This is a genomic window from Ornithinibacillus halotolerans, assembly GCF_014637405.1.
Classification (GTDB): Bacteria; Bacillota; Bacilli; order Bacillales; family Amphibacillaceae; genus Ornithinibacillus; species Ornithinibacillus halotolerans.
On record NZ_BMEY01000012.1, the window covers coordinates 83,388 to 102,885 of the forward strand.

At 35.7% G+C, this 19,498-nt stretch carries 25 protein-coding genes and 1 pseudogene; 21 read left to right on the top strand and 5 right to left on the bottom strand.

The features are described from left to right. Window positions 1-274 precede the first annotated feature (274 nt). A complete protein-coding gene (locus IEV35_RS12595; protein WP_188385007.1) occupies window positions 275-1,378 on the bottom strand; it encodes an NAD(P)/FAD-dependent oxidoreductase in 1,104 nt (367 codons plus the stop codon). A 207-nt stretch (window positions 1,379-1,585) separates the two neighbouring features. Between IEV35_RS12595 and IEV35_RS12600 the strand changes: the two genes are divergently transcribed. After that, the gene (locus IEV35_RS12600; protein ID WP_188385008.1) at window positions 1,586-2,518 is read left to right on the top strand and encodes a manganese-dependent inorganic pyrophosphatase; all 933 of its coding nucleotides are present in this window, start codon (window positions 1,586-1,588) and stop codon (window positions 2,516-2,518) included. Window positions 2,519-3,085: 567 nt separating this feature from the next. Here IEV35_RS12600 and IEV35_RS12605 read toward each other — a convergent pair. Continuing rightward, the gene (locus IEV35_RS12605; RefSeq protein WP_188385009.1) at window positions 3,086-3,628 is read right to left on the bottom strand and encodes a hypothetical protein; all 543 of its coding nucleotides are present in this window, start codon (window positions 3,626-3,628) and stop codon (window positions 3,086-3,088) included. Between the two features lie 486 nt (window positions 3,629-4,114). Between IEV35_RS12605 and IEV35_RS12610 the strand changes: the two genes are divergently transcribed. The 10 genes and pseudogenes from IEV35_RS12610 (at window position 4,115) to IEV35_RS12650 (ending at window position 11,689) form a co-directional block, all read left to right on the top strand. Continuing rightward, the gene (locus tag IEV35_RS12610; RefSeq protein ID WP_188385010.1) at window positions 4,115-4,267 is read left to right on the top strand and encodes a small acid-soluble spore protein P; all 153 of its coding nucleotides are present in this window, start codon (window positions 4,115-4,117) and stop codon (window positions 4,265-4,267) included. A 132-nt stretch (window positions 4,268-4,399) separates the two neighbouring features. Then, the gene (gene mscL / locus IEV35_RS12615) at window positions 4,400-4,801 is read left to right on the top strand and encodes a large conductance mechanosensitive channel protein MscL (protein WP_188385011.1); all 402 of its coding nucleotides are present in this window, start codon (window positions 4,400-4,402) and stop codon (window positions 4,799-4,801) included. A 20-nt stretch (window positions 4,802-4,821) separates the two neighbouring features. Next, complete coding sequence (locus tag IEV35_RS12620) at window positions 4,822-5,607, top strand: MBL fold metallo-hydrolase (protein ID WP_188385012.1); 786 nt, start codon at window positions 4,822-4,824, stop codon at window positions 5,605-5,607. Window positions 5,608-6,302: 695 nt separating this feature from the next. Next, on the top strand, window positions 6,303-7,310 hold the full coding sequence (locus tag IEV35_RS12625; protein WP_188385013.1) for an ABC transporter ATP-binding protein: 1,008 nt from the start codon (window positions 6,303-6,305) through the stop codon (window positions 7,308-7,310). Further along, on the top strand, window positions 7,288-8,061 hold the full coding sequence (locus tag IEV35_RS12630) for an ABC transporter permease (RefSeq protein ID WP_188385014.1): 774 nt from the start codon (window positions 7,288-7,290) through the stop codon (window positions 8,059-8,061). The genes IEV35_RS12625 and IEV35_RS12630 overlap by 23 nt, the downstream gene beginning before the upstream one ends. Window positions 8,062-8,251: 190 nt before the next feature. Further along, a complete protein-coding gene (locus IEV35_RS12635) occupies window positions 8,252-8,740 on the top strand; it encodes a CotD family spore coat protein (RefSeq protein ID WP_188385015.1) in 489 nt (162 codons plus the stop codon). Window positions 8,741-8,863: 123 nt separating this feature from the next. Continuing rightward, window positions 8,864-9,421 (top strand): SLOG family protein, encoded by a 558-nt coding sequence (locus tag IEV35_RS12640; RefSeq protein ID WP_188385016.1) that lies wholly within the window; start codon window positions 8,864-8,866, stop codon window positions 9,419-9,421. A 139-nt stretch (window positions 9,422-9,560) separates the two neighbouring features. Then, window positions 9,561-10,097 (top strand): annotated as a pseudogene (locus IEV35_RS20200) (GNAT family N-acetyltransferase); the annotation flags it as partial. Window positions 10,098-10,136: 39 nt separating this feature from the next. Further along, window positions 10,137-10,460: a DnaJ family domain-containing protein gene (locus tag IEV35_RS20205; protein ID WP_229740751.1), complete on the top strand. Its 324-nt coding sequence runs from the start codon at window positions 10,137-10,139 to the stop codon at window positions 10,458-10,460. A gap of 254 nt (window positions 10,461-10,714) precedes the next feature. Further along, complete coding sequence (locus IEV35_RS12650) at window positions 10,715-11,689, top strand: nuclease-related domain-containing protein (protein ID WP_188385018.1); 975 nt, start codon at window positions 10,715-10,717, stop codon at window positions 11,687-11,689. Window positions 11,690-11,975: 286 nt separating this feature from the next. On the opposite strand, the gene IEV35_RS12655 is transcribed toward IEV35_RS12650, so the two are convergent. Further along, window positions 11,976-12,929: a glycoside hydrolase domain-containing protein gene (locus IEV35_RS12655; protein WP_188385019.1), complete on the bottom strand. Its 954-nt coding sequence runs from the start codon at window positions 12,927-12,929 to the stop codon at window positions 11,976-11,978. Window positions 12,930-13,070: 141 nt separating this feature from the next. On the opposite strand from IEV35_RS12655, the gene IEV35_RS12660 reads away from it, so the two are divergent. From IEV35_RS12660 to IEV35_RS12675, 4 genes are read left to right on the top strand one after another with little or no spacing between them, the layout of a single operon-like run. Continuing rightward, window positions 13,071-13,628 (top strand): NUDIX hydrolase, encoded by a 558-nt coding sequence (locus IEV35_RS12660; protein WP_188385020.1) that lies wholly within the window; start codon window positions 13,071-13,073, stop codon window positions 13,626-13,628. 1 nt (window position 13,629) lies between these two features. After that, the gene (locus IEV35_RS12665) at window positions 13,630-13,950 is read left to right on the top strand and encodes a hypothetical protein (RefSeq protein WP_188385021.1); all 321 of its coding nucleotides are present in this window, start codon (window positions 13,630-13,632) and stop codon (window positions 13,948-13,950) included. 2 nt (window positions 13,951-13,952) lie between these two features. After that, entirely contained in the window at window positions 13,953-14,696 is a 744-nt protein-coding gene (locus IEV35_RS12670) for a nucleoside phosphorylase (RefSeq protein WP_188385022.1), read from the top strand. A gap of 34 nt (window positions 14,697-14,730) precedes the next feature. Then, complete coding sequence (locus tag IEV35_RS12675) at window positions 14,731-15,372, top strand: uridine kinase family protein (protein ID WP_188385023.1); 642 nt, start codon at window positions 14,731-14,733, stop codon at window positions 15,370-15,372. A gap of 47 nt (window positions 15,373-15,419) precedes the next feature. Here IEV35_RS12675 and IEV35_RS12680 read toward each other — a convergent pair whose 3' ends face one another. Continuing rightward, window positions 15,420-15,617, bottom strand: a complete 198-nt coding sequence (locus IEV35_RS12680) for a DUF4177 domain-containing protein (protein WP_188385024.1) — start codon at window positions 15,615-15,617, stop codon at window positions 15,420-15,422. 94 nt (window positions 15,618-15,711) lie between these two features. On the opposite strand from IEV35_RS12680, the gene IEV35_RS12685 reads away from it, so the two are divergent. From IEV35_RS12685 to IEV35_RS12710, 6 genes are read left to right on the top strand one after another with little or no spacing between them, the layout of a single operon-like run. Further along, entirely contained in the window at window positions 15,712-16,038 is a 327-nt protein-coding gene (locus IEV35_RS12685; RefSeq protein WP_188385025.1) for an HIT domain-containing protein, read from the top strand. Between the two features lie 22 nt (window positions 16,039-16,060). Then, window positions 16,061-16,930 (top strand): GNAT family N-acetyltransferase, encoded by an 870-nt coding sequence (locus IEV35_RS12690; protein ID WP_188385026.1) that lies wholly within the window; start codon window positions 16,061-16,063, stop codon window positions 16,928-16,930. 2 nt (window positions 16,931-16,932) lie between these two features. Further along, the gene (locus IEV35_RS12695; RefSeq protein WP_188385027.1) at window positions 16,933-17,643 is read left to right on the top strand and encodes an alpha/beta fold hydrolase; all 711 of its coding nucleotides are present in this window, start codon (window positions 16,933-16,935) and stop codon (window positions 17,641-17,643) included. A gap of 30 nt (window positions 17,644-17,673) precedes the next feature. Continuing rightward, window positions 17,674-18,288 carry a zinc dependent phospholipase C family protein gene (locus IEV35_RS12700; RefSeq protein ID WP_188385028.1) on the top strand — a complete coding sequence of 205 codons (615 nt, stop codon included), beginning with the start codon at window positions 17,674-17,676 and terminating at the stop codon, window positions 18,286-18,288. After that, the gene (locus IEV35_RS12705) at window positions 18,278-18,799 is read left to right on the top strand and encodes a GNAT family N-acetyltransferase (protein ID WP_188385029.1); all 522 of its coding nucleotides are present in this window, start codon (window positions 18,278-18,280) and stop codon (window positions 18,797-18,799) included. Before IEV35_RS12700 ends, IEV35_RS12705 begins: the two co-directional genes overlap by 11 nt. A gap of 1 nt (window position 18,800) precedes the next feature. After that, on the top strand, window positions 18,801-19,289 hold the full coding sequence (locus IEV35_RS12710; RefSeq protein WP_188385030.1) for an NUDIX hydrolase: 489 nt from the start codon (window positions 18,801-18,803) through the stop codon (window positions 19,287-19,289). 112 nt (window positions 19,290-19,401) lie between these two features. On the opposite strand, the gene IEV35_RS12715 is transcribed toward IEV35_RS12710, so the two are convergent. Further along, the coding region (locus IEV35_RS12715) for an IS3 family transposase (protein WP_188385031.1) at window positions 19,402-19,498 on the bottom strand (97 nt) is incomplete at its 5' end.

Sequence of the window (19,498 nt, forward strand, 5' to 3'; positions counted from 1 at the left end):
AATTTTAAAATTATTATTTATTTGGAAGAAATTAATTGGATAAGGAAAATATGCCAACGAATTGTTAGAAAAAAAGATACTTCAGAAGGAATATACCTTCCGAAGCATCTATTAAGAGTAAACCTTTAATAAATATAAAGCTAAAACTACCATTACTATCGTTGCAACAAGCATAATTAGTACAGCAACTTTCCCCTTCATAAATCCCATCCCTTTACGCTCATAAATACTAATTTTAGACTAGCAAATCTTGTTATGAATGTAAATACAATAATTAGTTAATTGCTCCTAGTATGTCATAGTCCTCTAATGAAATGTCGAGTTCTTTACCTAATGCCAGTTTTGCTAATTGAATACCGACAAAAGGTCCTGTTGTTAAACCAGAAGAACCAAGTCCATTAGCTACAAGTATTTGTTCATTTGCTGGTAGTTCACCAATTACAGGAAGATATCCTGGAGTGAACGGTCTAAATCCAACCTTAGCCCCTAAGAAAGTACTGTTAGCTAGTTCGGGAAATACTTCAATAGCTTTCGTTAAAATTGTATGAACACCGCCAGCAGTAATTCTATGATCAAATCCAACATCATCTTCATGTGTTGCTCCTACTACAAAATGATTCTCAAAAGGGACAATGGATTGACTTGTTGGAGGTATCATCACAGGCCATGTTGATGAATCCATGTTTTGCAATTGTAAATGAATAAGTTGTCCTTTTTGTCCAGTTGATTGAAAGTCAATTCCAAGTGGCGCTAGAAATTCATTCATCCATGCACCACATGCTGCAATAATTTTATCAGCTTCGTATGTTTCACCATTAACAGTGACTGCTTGTCCCGTTGGCGATAGAATAGCTTCTCCTTCGATAAATTTTGCCCCATGTTTTTCAGCAGCTCGTATTAACGCATTACGAAAAAGGCTGCCGTCTACTCGACCAGCTCCACTAATATGTACGGCTGCGTATCCTTCTGCAATAATTGGAACGAGGTTTCTCGTTTCTTCTGGATTTAAAATTGTAATTTCCCCAATTTCGGGTGCATCTTCTCTACGTTTGAGTGCTCGCTCTTTCATAGCTAGAATTTTTCCTTCATCTTGATGCAAACTGATCGCACCTACTTGGGCATAGCCTGTTTCTGTAATGCCGTCTTCCTCAAGCTCTTTTATTAATTCTGGATAAATACGTGCTCCGTTTTTAGCTAAATGGTACCAAGCTTTATTTCTCCGTTGGGATAACCACGGGCAAATTACCCCTGCGGCTGCTTCGGTTGCTTGTCCAATTCCTTGTTTATCAATGATGAGTACTTTTGTCCCTGATTTTGCTAGTTTATAAGCAGTAGTTGCACCTAATATTCCTGCTCCCACAACAATATATTGTTTCATTTCTAATCCCTACTTTATTTATGATATAAATTAACTATAAAAATTTTTACATGAAAAGTAAAATTGCTTATGTAAAAGAATTTATTCTAACAATTATTTATGATAATCTTGTATGTGGATATTCATGTTAAGACTAGGTCTACCTAAATTCGTGATTATAGACGGTCTTTTACAAATAGAAACTACATAAAAGGAGATAGAATAACGATGGAAAAAACTTTAGTTTTTGGTCATAAGAACCCAGATACAGATACAATTTGTTCAGCAATTGCTTATGCAAATTTAAAAAATAAACTAGGCGTGAATGCAGAACCTGCTCGCCTAGGTGAGGTGAACAAGGAAACGCAATTTGCATTAGATTATTTTAAAGTAGATGCACCTCAGTTTATTGAGGAAGTTCCTGCAGAAGTAAAAGATGTTATATTAGTTGACCATAACGAATTCCAACAGAGTGTAAGCAACATTAAAGATGTTCGTATTACGGAAGTGATTGATCATCACCGTGTATCCAACTTTGAAACAAAAGAGCCACTGTACTTCCGTGCAGAACCAGTAGGATGTACAGCTACAATTTTAAATAAAATGTACAAAGAAAATGGTGTAGAAGTTACGAAAGAAATCGCAGGATTGCTACTTTCTGCTATCATTTCGGATTCTTTATTATTAAAATCACCAACATGTACAGAGCAAGATGTGGAAGCAGCACATGAGCTTGCTGGAATCGCTGGAGTTGAGCTAGAGAAATACGGACTAGATATGCTACAAGCTGGTGCAGACTTAAGTGATAAATCACCTCAAGAATTAATTACGATGGATGCAAAAGAATTCGCTATGGGTGATGCAAAAGTTGAAATAGCACAAGTAAATACAGTTGATGCAGCAAAAGTGTACGAGCTTCAAGCTGAACTAGAAGAGGTAATGGATAAAGCAATCGCTGATAAAGGACTTGATCTATTCCTATTCGTTGTAACTGATATTTTAAACAACGACTCGGAAGTATTAGCACGTGGCGAAAGCAGTGCAAAAGTTGGCGAAGCGTTTAATGTGGAATTAGATGCTAACAATCGAGCACTATTAAAAGGTGTAGTTTCTCGTAAAAAGCAAATAGTGACAGCATTAACAGACGCTTTCACAAAATAAAAAATTAAAATTGTAAATATCACCCTTGGCTTAGGTTAAGGGTGGTTTTTTTTGCAAAGTGGGGGAGCCATTCATCATTTTGTGTTTGTTTTGTCTTCAAAATGTTAAATGAGCTGCTCCCATCCGTCATTTTGCCATGTATTTCCCTAAGAGTTGATAAATGAGTGGCGCCCATTCATCATTTAGTATCAGATTTCTCTAAGAAATGAAAAATGAAATACAACTTTCTATGTAATTTCTCCTCATCAAACAAAAAAAGCTTTGAGTACATCTCAAAGCTTTTCCAATAGGAGAGATAGCATAAGTGTCTAGCGGTTAATAACTTCTTGAAGACTTTGCTGTGCAGAAGATAAATTAACATTAGTAGATGAATTAACTAGAGAACGAAATTCCTCCAAATTTTGGCTAAGATTACCACTTGCCTGATTCATTTAGTTAGTTAAACTTTCTCTTAAATCTTGCAACATTTTACCTCCTTTCTACTAAATAGATTATGAAAGAAGGTAGAGAATGTTCGTGTGTTTATCCAACTTCTATTAAATGAGATAGAAAATAGGTTAACTGAAATTATTTATTATCTGAATTAAGCATTTTAGACATCAATTCTGTCATCTCTGCTATCTTTTTTTCATCACTCATGATGTTTTGCATCATATCCAATGCAGTTTTTCTTAAGTTTGGATCCTTCAGCATATTTTGTAATACATCTGAATTAGTTGCATCAGAACTGAGGTTATTTAATAATTCATTAAGCTTATCATTGTTTGACATGGCATTCATCACCCCTCTTAATGGTATTTTTTCGACTATAGGTTTTATGCGGTTAATAACATTAGTAATCTGTTCTCTACCCACTTCACTTCTGAGCGCATTCCAAACACCTTCTAACTTATCTAGTTCCTCTGTGTTTATATTTTTTTGACGCCACTCTGTACGGATCTGTTCCAATAAATTATTCGAGGTAGGTAATGTGCTATTATTTTCACTAGTTTGAGAAGGGCTACTTTGAGTAGGGATTGACATGGAAGCAGATCGATAGGAAGGATGGTTGGCCGTTGTCTGATGTCGGTATTGTCCAACACCTTTTTTACAGTACTGATTATAACTCATATAATTCACCACCTTTGTTTTTACCTTACGTTACAACGTACGCGATATAGGAAAGGTTGGTAAGTGCGCGAGTCTATTTTTGCTATTTAAATACATGCTTGCCTACTAGAAAAGGAAAAAAACGGATAAGAAACCTACTCAATATAACCATTTTTTAATAGAGGGGTCATTTCGTCCAACCTTAAAAATTTAGATGACATAGTTTATTAATGTGAGGCCTCAAAGTAGATATTAGGGGGTGTTCGTTAATGATTGGAGCGTTATTACTTCTATTTTTTTGGTTCATCATCTTCACACCAATTATCCTATTAATTGCCCTAGTTTCGGCATTGACTTAAGTAGATATTTGGTCCTACAATTTTAATTCCCTCTTTCTATAGAAAAGGTAGTGCCTATCATCGTGATAGGCACTACGTTTTTTACTTTATGAATAAAAACATACGTACACTATAAAACTAACTACGTACATAGAAAGGAGGAGAAATAATGGCCCCAAATCCAAAAGGACCGAAACAACAGAAACAACCTAATCTTCCTAAATCACCTGATTTACCATTAGGAGAAGGGTTAGATGGTTCAAAGAAAGTGAAGAACAAAAATCATTCAAGACAAAAACATAACCCACATCACGGTATGTAATTAATAGGAGGACTGTCTAGTTTCTAAACTGGGCATTTCCTCCTAATTTTTAATTGAAAGTTATGGATTAATTGCGATTTTATTTCATTTACCCTATGATTGAAAAGATAATAGAATAGAGAGGGAATGTTTATGAAAAAGTTTTGGGAAGAGTTTAAAGTATTTGCACTCAAAGGGAATGTCCTGGACTTAGCCGTTGCGGTAGTAATTGGTACAGCATTTAGCGCAATTGTTAACTCATTAGTAGCAAATATTATAACCCCTTTAGTTGGAATTCTATTTAATGGGGTAGATTTTAAAAATGAAGTGTGGTTAATCCGAGGAGTAGAAATTCAATATGGAGTCTTCATCCAATCCGTATTTGATTTCTTTGTTATAGCACTATCTATATTTATTTTTATCCGATTACTAGCAAGATTGAAGCGTAAAAAGAAAGTAGAAGAAGTAAAAGAAGAAGCGCCAAAAATTGATCCACAAGAGAAACTGTTAACGGAAATTCGCGATCTGTTATTAGAACAAAATAAAAAAATGTAAATGTAACAGGGGGAAGAAGGATGAAGCAGATAAATGATCCATGGTTTACGATGGAAGAAATTGATTCAACGACATTTGCTATCAGTGAATATGGGCATTGGGAAAAGGTTCATTCGTTTTTATTAATAGGAAAAGAAAAAGCGGCACTTATTGATACGGGACTCGGTATTGATAATATAAAGCGCATTACTGACCAGCTAACCGACTTGCCGATTGTAGTGATAACTACGCATGTGCATGCTGATCATATCGGAGGTCACGGCCTGTATGATACTATTTTAGTTCATCAAGCAGAGGAAGATTGGCTTGTAAATGGGATTAAAAAGTTATCAATTGAACAAATTCGAAAAGATATTGGAAGAGACATCACGAAACCAACACCAGCAAGTTTTGACCCGTCAACTTATACACCATTTACTGGCAAACCAACTGCATTACTATCTGATGGGGATTTAATCGATTTAGGTGACCGTTTATTATCCATTTTTCATACGCCAGGCCATTCACCAGGCCATATATGTATTTTGGATAATGACCGCGAGTATTTATTTACTGGTGACTTATTTTATGTAGGTACCCCAATTTACGCCTTTTATCCAACAACAGATCCGGAAGCATTATTAAACTCATTAGAGCGTATCTCTTTATTACAAGTATCACGAATCTTCGGTGCCCATAATACTGTAGGGATTGACCCAAGCATACTATGGGAAGTGCAAGATGCAGTATATGAACTACGCCGTAAAGATGTAGTCAGACATGGAACTGGGGTACATCAATTTAAATCATTTAGTATACAGTTTTAAAGAAAATTAATTTAATAGTGTATTTTTTTAATGGTAGCTGGATTTTAGTCTAGGCTACCTTTTTTATTGGGACGGAATTAATGGAATTGGACTTTAGGAGATTGTCGAGTTGATTTTGGAGTGGAAAATGGATGATGTGAGCTTGATAATCGTTATCAAGTTAATTTTGAATTAAAATTCAATGGAAATGAGCTTGATAAGCGGTCTCAAGTTTATTTTGAATTAAAATTCAATGGAAAAGAGTTTGATAAGCGGTCTCAAGTTGATTTTGAATTAAAATTCAATGGAAATGAGCTTGATAAGCGGTCTCAAGTTGATTTTGAATTAAAATTCAATGGAAATGAGTTTGATAAGCGGTCTCAAGTTGATTTTGAATTAAAATTCAATGGAAAAGAGCTTGATAAGCGGTCTCAAGTTTATTTTGAATTAAAATTCAATGAAAAAGAGTTTGATAAGCGGTCTCAAGTTGATTTTGAATTAAAATTCAATGGAAATGAGCTTGATAAGCGATCTCAAGTTTATTTTGAAATAAAATTCAATGGAAATGAGCTTGATAAGTAATCTCAAGTTTATTTAAAGATAAAATTCTGTTTAAATGTGTTTGATAAATCCCCTCCGTCTAAAGTCTGAAACTTAATAGACCCCCAGCCCGTAGGAACTATAAGAAAATTCTTATAAACTATAGTTAGTTAATAATGAATAGGGAGAGTGAAGATGTGACAACACCAATCATTGAAGTGCAGAACTTGAAAAAGTCTTATAAGAAAAGGAAAACAAAAGAATGGATTACAGCTGTAAATGATATTTCTTTTACAGTTAACAAGGGTGAAATTCTTGGACTGCTTGGTCCTAATGGTGCTGGGAAAACGACTACGATAAAAATGATTTGTGGTTTAGTACGACCAGACAGTGGGTCTGTTTCAATTAGTGGAATTGATAACCAACAGAAGAGATTACAAGCACAAGAACATATTAGTGCTGTTTTAGAAGGAAATCGTAATTTATATTGGCGATTAACGGTAAGAGAGAACATGGAGTATTTTGCCGGGAACCGCGGGAAGTCGAGAAAAGAAGTTGCTAGTCGAATTGATGAGTTATTACAACAGTTCCGATTAAAAGATAAAGAAAATGAAATGGTTAATCGACTTTCACGTGGAATGCAGCAAAAGCTTGCCATTGCAGTAGCGATGCTTGCTGGTAGTGATGTTATTTTACTAGATGAACCAACGCTCGGTCTTGATATCGAAACGGGATATGAAGTGAGGGAGCTTCTCCGAGAAATCGTGAGAAATGAGCAAAAGACAATCATTATTACATCTCATGATATGGATGTAATTCAAGATCTATGTGAACGGACAGTCATTATTAATAATGGAAAAGTTGTTACAAACGATCGAGTGGAGAACTTGTTGAAGTTGTTTGAAGTCCGTGCTTATGCAATAAAACTGGAAGGCCACTTGAGTGAGGAACAGCATCAATTATTGTTAGAGAAGTTTCCACTTTTAGAATATAAACCGGATACAGTACATTCCATCTTAGAAGTTGATCTAACTCAAAGTCAGGACATTTATGAACTGTTTGATATCTTAAAATTGGAACAAATTCCAGTAGATACAATTGATCGTAAAACGATTAATTTTGAACAAGTATTTTTGAAAATTGTTAATGGGAGGGATAAAGTTGCAGTTTCTCAACGTGCTTAATGCTAATATTCGTAGAGAATATATCTTATTGAAACGGTATTTACCAAACACAATTGCTATGTTAATTACGTTTTATGTATTATTTTTAGGAATGTTTGCTGGAATTTCGTTGATTGGGGATCCAAGTACACAAGATACTAATATTCAATATGTCATCGTCAATTACATCTTTTGGTTTTTAGCTATGGTTGTCGTCAATGACATTGGTTGGCAAATTACGAATGAAGCAACACAAGGAACGCTGGAGCAATTAGGGATGTCACCAATGGGTATTTGGAAAATTATGCTTTCACGATTGCTTTCCACAACACTTATAGAATTTATTATTATCATCGGATTACTATACTTAAGTATGTTTACAGCAGGTCAATGGTTAAATGTGGATGTACTTTCTATATTACCGATTCTCATTTTAACGCTTATTAGTATGTTTGGATTAGGACTTATTATTGCAGGATTCACTATGATTTTGAAGCAAATTCAAGCATTCTTACAAATCTTACAGTTTCTTCTTGCTGGCTTAACTTTTGTACCATTATCAGTTGCACCATTCCTTGCATTTTTCCCGTTCGTGAAAGGGATAGATATGGTACGAGGAATTATGATAAATGGAATGACACTAAGTCAATTTGCACTGGCAGATATATTAATTTTAGTATTTAATGCAGTATTTTATTTTGGAATAGGATTGTTTGTATTCCTACGTTGTGAGCGATTTGCAATGCAAAAAGGATTACTTGCACATTATTAATAAAAATGGTATTGGCTGTAGAAGCTAATACCATTTTTATTAGCTGGATATAGGCAAGCATTTATTGAGGTGGACGCAAAAATAGGTTAAATATCAAACTTTTTCCTTTAAAATAGGTTACTGTCTGATACAAGTATCAGTCACCTGTCATAGGTTAATAGTGTATCTAACACAAGAAAGGGGAAAAATTATGAGACATCCTAGAAATTGTGGATGCCCAAAATGCGTTGTTTATCCGACAAAGCATAATGTAGTGCATCACTGTACAGAAGAAACAATCCAACATGTTCATCCGTCCCATACAACGGTTATGAATCATCATTTAATTAAGAACCAGCACGTATTCCCACATTCTACTTCCGTTCAAAATACAGTAAATAGCGTTGACATAATGGGGCCATCATTTAATGTACCAGCTGGACCAGGAATGGGAATGGGGCCTGGCATGATGGGACCAGGAACACCGACTCAAGTAGCAGGAGCAATGGATCCGGGTATGGGACCAATGGGACCAGGCATGGGTCCGGGTATGATGGGGCCAGGACAAATGGGACCAGGTATGGCAGGTCCAGGTCAAGGCAACATGTGTTCACCGACTCAAGTAGCAGGAGCAACTGATCCAGGCATGGGTCAAATGGGACCAGGTATGGGCCAAAAGCCTCCTAAGAAATGGTGCTAATCTTGCAAGGAGCTGGCGTAATAGCTAGCTCTTTTTCTTTTTTTAGGATATTGTATTCTTCATGGTAAGATTAGTGTAGTAGTTTTATCTAGATTGAAAGAATCAATTAAGGAAGTGTTACATATGAAAGTTTTAACGATAACAGGATATAAACCTCGTGAAATTAATATATTTAAAGAGAATGACCCGAAAATAGCAATTATCAAAGCGGCGTTACAAAAGAAATTAATAGGATTTATAGAAGAAGGATTAGAATGGATTCTTATTTCAGGACAAATGGGGGTCGAACTTTGGGCAGCAGAAGTAGCCTTAGATTTAAAAGAAGAATATGACATTCAAATTGCTATCATACCCCCATTCGAAAATCAGGATGAACGCTGGCCAGAAGATTTAAAGTTTAAGTATGAGGAATTAAAGATGGTTGCAGACTTTTACCAACCACTTTACAAAGGGGAGTATAAAGGACCATATCAGTTTAGAGCAAAGAATAAGTGGCTAGTTGAAAAAAGTGACGGCTGTTTATTATTACTTGATGAAGAATACCCAGGAAGCAATAAGTTTTTCTATGAAGAGGCAAAACGTGCATCAAAAGATTATCCTATTTATTTGATTACTCCTTTTGATTTAGATGAGATGGGCGAAGAGTTACGTATGTCTGACCCTGATTATTGGAATTCGTAAAGTGATGCAGGATTTTCTTGAAATATCGCGAATATAGTAGATATTGATCATTCCAGAACTAGAATTGGATGAATTTATTAGTAAAGCTACCTGAAAACTATCGTTTAGTGAAGCAGTGATCTTATGGATAGGAGAGGCGATGACTGTGAAATTATTTCCAGTACGATTTACTACTAGACTTCAGCTGATAGAGATTAATGAAGAACACCGGGATGCGATTTTTGATACGATGTCTCGGCATGAAGTGATGAAGTATTATGGTAGAGAACCGATGGAATCCATGGACGAGGCAGCGGAATTAATAGGTCATTTTCAAATGCTATTTCAAAGTGGCCGTGGCATTCGATGGGGAATTAAACTTAAGAAAACAAATGAATTAATAGGAACAATTGGTTTTCATAACTATATTCCGACTATGAAGAGAGCAGAAGTAGGATTTGAGATTCATCCTTCACATTGGAGAAAAGGCTATTTGAGCGAAGCACTTAATAATGTTCTAGAATATGGCTTTGTCGACCTTGGTGTCCACCGAATTGGTGCGATTACTTTTCCTGCTAATGAAGCTTCAAACCGATTATTAGAGAAGATAGGTTTTACACAAGAAGGAATTTTGCGGGGATACTTATTCCAACGTGACCAGTCACATGATGCTAATGTATTATCTTTGTTAAAGCCAGAATGGAGACGAAGAAGATATGAAGACGATGCTCCAGTAGTGTACAGGGATCATCTAACCGAGATAGTCAAGCGCTCGGAAAAAGCAGGAGACTTTGATCAGCTTGCAGGAAAAGGGAAACCACTCGACCTCGGCCCAAGCTATGTCAATCCTTCCGAAGCCCAATTGTACAAAACATTGAAAGATAATCATGTCCTACCAGATTGGATCGAACTTGCAAATGAAATTGATGCAATGAAGGAAAAGTTACCTAGTCTGGCCGGTGAAGCTAGAAAAGAATTGGTGCAAGAAATAAATGAAAAGATTAAAGCATATAATTTTGCTTGTCCACCATCTTTGCAGCGGAATAAAGTGATGGAATAAACCAGTCTTGTCGTGAGGCTGGTTTTTTGTTGCTTATTTTAGGTGGTTTTGGTTAGAAGCTAAAGTTTTGCGTAATGTGGCTAAAGTTTCACCTTAACTGGCTAAAGATGACAGCAAAGTGGCTAAAGTTTTACATGAACTAGCTAAAGATTATGTCAACTCATAAAATGTACTCAAAATTTTCTCCAAAAAAGAAGGATTTTCCCAACAAATCTAGTATATTAACATGTAAGAATAGAAAGGTGGATGATATTTTGATTGTAAAACCATTAAAACCCCAGCTAATACTCCTCCAAACAGAAGCACTTAACAAAAGGTTACCTCCAAACCACAAGATGAAAGATACTGTACAAAATGATGCTCGAATCCTCCGAGCAGGCTACAATGGCGAAAGGACCTTATCCTTCACCCTTTCATTAATTGATAATCCATCTATCAAAATCCTTCATAATTTACGAATCCCTGATTCATATGGCTATTTCCAGATTGATAATATGATTATTAACTGTCACTATGCTGTATTATCTGAAGTGAAAAATATATATGGAACAGTAACCTTTGATAATATGGGGCAAATGATCCGCAGTATTGGTGAGGAAGAGGAAGGTTTCCGTAATCCGATTGAACAAGTTGGAAAACAGGAATATCGGCTGAAAAAGTGGCTGAAGGAGATGCGCTTGCCCTTATTTCCGATAGAGCGTTTTGTCGTCTTTAGTAATAGCGGTACAATCCTTAGAAATCTCACCAATGAAAAATCTCTCTCTAATATTGTCATTCATGAAGATAGATTATTTTCTAAATTAGCAAGGCTTGAAAGTAAATATGAAGAAGCTAGCTTAACAACCAGACAATTAAACCGGATTATTAAACGTTTATTGGTTGCCCATACTCCAAAGAGTGTAAACATACTCGAAAAATATGAGATTACAAAAGAGCAATTGATCAAAGGTGTATTTTGTGAAAAATGTAACGCGGCTATCATGATTCGGATATATGGAGCTTGGAAATGCCTCGATTGTGGGTTTACTTCAAAAGATGCACACATAACAGCGTTGAAGGATTATGCATTATTGGTTAGTAAGGAGATTGGGAACCGAGAAATTAGAGAATTTTTAAAGGTAGATTCTATTCATGTTGCTAAACACCTGATGAAAAAGAGTGGGTTTAAACAAAGCGGGGTAACGAGCGCAAGAAAATATTTGCTAGATTTTGATTTTAATGCAGATTAGTCTAAAAAAAGTAGGTGCGTATGCCCCTACTTTTTTTGATGTTTTGGTGAGATGCTAAAGATTAGTGGAAAGTTGCTAAAGATTCTCTTAAACTTGCTAAAGTTAACTACAAAGTTGCTAAAGTTTCCTCAATTCTAGCTAAAGATTATGTCAACCAACCATTTTTTAGCGCAAAACAGGCAAATCCACCTTCATAATAGGCAGTCCACACCAAATTCTACCACCCATACAGCCAAAAAAAGCCCAACCCAAAAAGAGCAGACCCCAAAGTCTGCTCTTCTTCTCATTACCATAAGAATTCCATCATATTCCCGTTAAATAAATTCGTATCTATATTACAGGTTTCCCCGTCAATGGCATATTGCCAACCGTAAAGTTTTGATTTTTCTGGTCCGGTTGGATCAAATTCTGGTGCGTCTTCTTTCGTAGTTATTTCCGCTTGTGGAAAGGCAGTCCAAACGATAGTGTTTTCTTGGGCTTCATTTTTCATAGATTCATATGCTGCAAAAATATCATTCTCTTCACTGAAGACACCATAGACACCAGGCTCGTAATCAGAATCGGACATTGCATCATACCATCCTTCCATAAATTCAGCATCTACTGGATAGTCAGGCTCAATGTCAACGAAAATTGCTACACCTTCAGGGATACCTAAATCACTCGCCATAGCAATTGCTTCTTCAGCGTGGGCAACTCCGTTATCATATCCGCGGGCATCTTCTACATGATTGTAGATTACGAGAATTTTAATATCATTGTCGTGAAGCAATTCTACCTCTTCTTTATCAAGTCCGAAAGACACATCTTCTTTATCACCAAGGTACCGTCCCCAAATAGCAGGCTGACCGTAATTGTCTACTACACAACCGAGGAAATCCTCATCTGTGTAGGTTGCAGAATCAACACCCCAATGAATCTCATCACTTTTGTCCTCTTTATTAGCATCATCATTGTTCTCTGATCCCTCATTATTCTTACTTCCTTCATCCTCGTTATCCTTGTTTCCGTTATTCTTGTCTCCATCATTTCCATTATCCTTGTTCCCATTACCATTATCCTTATCTTTATCCTTGTTAGCATTATCGTTTGTATTCTGATCATCATTCTGTTGCTCTTCTGAATTGGTATCATTTACTGCATCTCCTGGTTTAGATGAATTCAGTATAGAGAGGAGGATTATAGGGATTGTGACTACAATAATTAAACTAATCAGGGTGATCAGTTCATACTTCTTCATTGGTTTCTAACCTCCCTTCAGCCCTGTATTATTTTATGTGTCATAGGAAGTAGGGGTGTGGGCAAAGTCGGAAAAAAATAAAGGAAAACTAGTAAAGGTTGTCGAATTAATAGAATATTAGCGACATAAGGGGTGGTATGGATGCAGAAATGGAAGACATTATCATCAGAATATATGTACAAATCGCCATTTGGTAATCATCGCAAAGATTGTGTAGAACTACCGGATGGACATAAGATTAACAATTATTATGTGAATGAGTATGACGATTGGGTGAATGCAGTTGTATTAACAAAAGAACGAAAAATTGTCTTAGTGCAGCAATATCGTCATGCAGCTGGAGATTGTTTTCTTGAAATACCTGCAGGGAAAGTAGAGAAGGGCGAGACTTATGAAGAAGCAATACTTCGCGAGGTGGAAGAAGAAACAGGATTCACATCAGAGCAAAGGCCGATAAAGTTAGGAGAGTTCTTTGTCAATCCAGCAACACAAACGAATAAAGTAATTTCATACCTTATCCTCGATGCATTTCAGGAATATACACAAGCGTTGGATCCAACAGAGATTATAGATATTCACATCATCGACATTGATCAGATGGAGAATCTTATTGCTACAGGGAAAATTAATCAATTATTTACGGTTAGTGCTTATTACATGGTTAAATCTTATTTAATGAGCCGACTAAAGGAGGTATAATATGCCATTAGAAGAAGCTATTCCAGGATTTCTTATCGCAGGATTTGTAACGATAATAACTGGCTTAACCTTGTTTACCTTATTTCTTTGGAATCGAAAAGTCACTCCTGCTTTTATTTGGGTAATCATACATTTTATTCTATTAACGGTCACTTTTTATTATGGTTATCAGGCAATCACAACTAATCCACCACAGCCGATGGCATCTGAGGAGCATTCCTTTCTTATCGGAATGGCTGGCGTAAGTTGGATTCTAAGTATGTTCAGTTTGGGAATTGCTATTTTTCAGTTTACAAAAATTATAAAGCGAAGAGGTGCATAACCATGAAGTTATATGGTGACTTTACAAGGGAAGACTGGCTAGAAGCACTGAAAATAGAAGAAAAAAATATACCAAATACAATGATTCTCCATGGAGAATGGGAACATCAAGAAAATTTAACAGACTGGAGAAATTTGTTAACTGAAAATCAGTGGTTGCCAGTATGGAACACTGTGATAGGAAACTTCAAAAATAAAAGAATCGGTTTTTCCAATGTATTTGGGGGTCCACAAGCATCAGTAATTGCTCACAGATTTGGTATTCTTGGTACTGAAAAGTTTATACAGACAGGCTATTTTGGTGGATTATCACATGAAGTAAACTATGGTGATATTCTAATTGTGACAGGTGCTTATATGGAGGATGGGGTTTCCCAGTGGTATTTACCACAGGATACATTCGTCCATGCGGATCAACGTTTAGTAGAAGCTGCAATCGATTTCTGTGAGCAAAGAGGCTATTCCTATGTTACTGGCTCTGTTATGTCGACTAGTGCTATGTATATGGAAACAACTGACATTGTACGAAATTGGTCAGAAGATGGACATCTCGGAGTAGATATGGAAACAGCGACTACATTTGCGATTTCCAAGTATTTTAATAGAAAAGCAATTGGTTTGTTAAATTTATCGGATCATATTATTCAAGGAGAAACTTTCTACCAGCGAGATGAACATGCAGATCAAATAATGGATGAAACGGATGAGAGAATTAGAGAATTAGCACTATATTTAGCAACTTTATAGGGGGACAGTCCCCCTTTGAGAGGAAGATGGACGGTTGGAAGAATTATTACAACAACTAGTAAAATACATTAGGAAACATAACGAAAAATTAATTATTGGCATATCTGGTCATGGGGCTTCAGGTAAAACAACATTTGCGACCAAGCTGATGGAATTATTAGAACAAGATGTAACCTATATGAACACAGACCCATACATTGATACAACGATAAGAAAGTATTCTAAAATTGAATATGAATATGAGGGTGAATCGTACCTTTATAAAATGACTGCCTGTCACCCAGGTGCACATCATACATTAGCATTGGCAAGAGATATAACAATGCTACGAGATGGATTAGATATGTATACGATTGGCACACACTACAGGGAAAGTGAATTGATATCGGCAAGCAGAAACGTAATTATCATTGAAGGAATGTCCGTAGCTTTTGTGGATCCAAGCCTTTTTGATTTAAAAATATTCTTGTACACGGATGGAGATACAGAATTTTCAAGGCGTACTGTTCGTGATGTGGAAGAGCGCGGGGCAAACATTTCCTTCCTAAACGATTCCCACAAACAACGAAGAATACAATACGAGCTTTTCATGCATCATTATCATGAAAACTTTGATATTGTGGTTAATAATTCTAATGATGGATTTAAAATAGAAAGAAATAGTTTATCAATATAAAAGGAGCATAAATGTTACCGTTGCTCCTTTTATTGTTTTCTTTCAATCTATTCTGGAACAACTCTCCTCTTAAAAACTAACTGATTTCTATTTGAGGAAAAGTCATTTGGATTTGATTGAGGAACGATGGATACTAATTCCCAACCATCTTTTCCGTATTCATTTAACTCTGCTTCAAATTCCCCCCGACTAGAAGATTGAACGGATAACGTCCAATTTTCTACTAGATACTCCCATACATCCATGAAAATCCCCCTTAAAACGATGCAATTTTGACTTTATCATATCATAGTAAATGTTATAATGTTTATAAAATTGTCACTTTTTGGAGGGATATTAATGACTAATGATTTTTATTGTGATGAGGTCCTAAGTGGGAAAACGAAAGTTGATATCGTCCATGAGACAGAAAATGTACTAGCTTATTATCATACACGGCCATTTTACGAAGTTCATATTGTGGCGATTCCGAAGAAACATATTCCATCTCTTACGAATATGGAGGAAAGCGATAAGGGAATTTTGTTTGAACTAATGGAAGTCATACAGCGTGTTGCAGCTGATGTGGAAGAGAAGTATGGTGCATGTCGAGTAATAACTAATTTAGGTCGTTATCAAGAGTCGAAACATTTACATTGGCATATTGTATCAGGACCTACAAGGTAGTCCAAAATCAGAAGGAGTAAACATGATAAAAACTTACACCCAAAAAGATGAACAAAAACTTAAACAATTAATTATATCTACAAATTCAGAAATAGATTTAATAGAGATTCCTAAAAATCCAAACTATGTATCGTCATTTTTGTCCTATATGGAAGATGAAATAGTAGGATGGATCGTTGCTTGGAAAAGTAGTTTTCATCCCCATTGTACGTATTTCAGAATCGTTATTCAGTCAGAAAATCATGATTCATTCATACAATTACTAGATGCACTAGAAGATAGTCTAACGGAAAAAGATTACCCTCTTTTAACTGGAGTAGATGGGGGAAAAGATTTATCCAATTACTATCAGAAAAATAATTTTGAAATTATCCGTGAAACGTATTTACCAACTATTAAATTATCAAACGTAGAATTGTTACCTTTTAAAACCCATGATATTAAAACTGTTAGGGAAATTCGACATAACCATTTGTTAGTGAACGAACTGACACGACTTGTAAAGAACGTATACGAAGAAACCCATCTTGTAAATCCAGTAGCAGAATTTGACTTAGAAACATGGGAAGAACTAATTTTTGCAGAGGATTTACTTCTCGATGGAAGTTTCATTTATCTTAATGATAATGATGAAGTGCTATCCTACTCATTCCTTCATAAATCAGAAGAAGAAAACAAAGTAGAACTAGGGTGGATAGGATCACGAAGTAAGTCATATATTCAATCTCTACATACGTTAGTATCCTTGCAAATTAATTACGCCAAGCAAAACAATTATCAGTATTTGGAAGGTGAGTTCGATACAACAGATCCTTATGCAATGGAAGTATTACATAAATTCCAATTTCCAAAAGAAACAGTTTGGATAACTTATTCAAAAAAGGAGAGATAAGGATGATCTTACATAGTATTTCAACTGGAACTGGTGAACCAATCATATTATTACATCAAGGGTTACAGACAGGAGATACAGATTTTCAGGAGCAAAGGGAAGCATTTAGTAAAGTATATCAAGTCATTCAAGTAGATTTACGAGGGCATGGTAAATCCGTAACGAATGACTTTGACGATTACTTTGAAAAGTCTGCAGTTGATTTAAGCGAAACTCTAAATTATTTAGAAATTGAGAAAGCGCATATCGTTGGTAGTTCCCTTGGATCATTAGTTGGATTAGTCTTTGCTAAAAGATTCCCAAATAAGGTAAAAAGTTTAGTAATAACAGGTATATTCCCCGAGCAACCAGAGAACTGGGACCAACTTCTAGCTGAGCAAACTGCCGTGCAAAATAAAGTCATAGAAGAAAAGGAAACAGTAGATTATTTAAATACAATACATCAAGGGGATTGGGTCGGCTTATTAAAATTCTCCCAACAAAATAATTGGTATCCTTTTGAGGAAACGAAAGACTTATCCTCATTATCTATGCCTACTTTATTTTTAGTTGGGGAGGAGAATCCGGCTGAAGTAATTGGAGCGATGATTTATCCGAAGCAAAATAAAAATATTCATGTAGCAGTTATTCCATTTGCTGGTCACTTACCACAGTGGCAGCAACCGGAAATATTTAATAGTATTTTAGAAAAGTTTTTACAGTATACGAAGTAAATAGAATGTTAGATTAAAGGAGCTTTCTACATGGGATCTCGAATTATGCATCTGATTATTGCCAATCAAATTGCTGGAAAAACAAAAATTCAAGACAAACAGACCTTCCTCCTTGGTGGCATTGCACCTGATGCAGTACATCCAAAGGTGCGTTCTCACTTTTATAAGGGAAGTGACAAAGACTTTTCAACAAAAATTGAATTTGAAAAATTCTTTAAGAAATATCCTGAGAAAACAGATTATCTATTAGGCTACTATACTCATTTAATTGCAGACCATTTATGGATTCATGGGTTTTATTTTGGATGGTTGAAAAATCGGATGAATGCGGATGAAACGCTTTACCAAAGGTACCATGGGGATTTTCGAGTATTAAATGCGAAATTACTTAACTACTATCAACTTGATCATGGCCTACTTAATAACCTGGATTTTAATAACATCCCAGATCTAGATGAGGTGAAGAAAGCGGATGTAGAAGCGTTTGTTCCATACGTTTTAGAAGATATGAATTATCCTAAGGAACATCTAGATGCAGAACTAAATGTGTTTACTTTCCAGCAAATAATAGGTTATATCGAATCATGTGCCCATTTAGGATTAATAAGACTTAAGGAGTTGGGAGTAGATACCGTTGAACATTAGAAAAATAAGGACTAATGAACAAGAGCTAAAGGCAGTAGCAAATTTGTATGAGACTATATGGAATGCTAGTCCAGAAGATTTCGTAAGCAGAATAAAAAGACATGAAACGTATCCAAACTTCCGTGGAATTATTGCCGTTCATGATCAAGATATCATTGGCTTTGCATATGGTTACTCATCGATAAAAGGCCAATATTATCATGAACTACTTCGAAAGGCTCTTTCCCCAAAAGATCAAACTAACTGGTTAGGAGATTGTTTTGAATTCGTTGAGCTTGCTGTGCATCCTTCATACAGAAGGAATAAACTAGGTGCAAAACTTGCAACTCAACTAGTAGATGATGCACCTAATAAAACAGCAATCCTCACAACACAAAACGAAAATAATGCAGCACGTGCACTATATGTATCATTAGGTTGGGAAGTCATTCAAGATCATTTTCTACCAAATAATAATGATGATGATTACGTTATTATGGGGAAAAATCTTTATATAGAAAAAGGGGATTAGCATGCTTACATACACCATTGGTTTTATTAAACGAGCAGACGAAATACTGTTATTAAACCGAGAATCTCCTTCCTGGATGGGTAGTTGGAATGGGGTCGGTGGAAAAATAGAGAAAGGTGAAACACCATTAGAGAGTATTACAAGGGAAGTATTTGAGGAGACGGGGATTAGCCTTCATTCCATGCAATATAAAGGTAAAGTCACGTGGGTATCTACTAGTGGCGACTATAATGGAATGTATGCTTTTATTGGTGAACTTCCGGATGCATATGAGTTGGAGACACCAATTAAAACTGTTGAAGGTATCCTTGATTGGAAAAAGCTAGACTGGATTTTTCATTCCGAAAATACTGGTGTTGCCAATCTGCATTATTATCTTCCTATAATGTTGAGAGAAGAAGACATTTATGAACACCATTTTGTATATAAGAATAAACAGGTTGACTACTTTGAGAGAAGAGAAATCGATAGAAAGGTAAGTGTTTTCTAGATATTTATTTGTAGTACATAGGGGACAAAACTAAAACAAAGGGAATAAAAAACGAACAATCACCACATTAGCCCCGGAAATAGGTGGTGACCCCCAAAAGTTAGAGTTTTTATTATGCAGCTGATTGGCTGGTTTGAGTTCGGTATTGTACTGGACTTAAACCAGCTAATTTTGCTTTAATTCGTTCGTTATTGTAGTAATAAATATAT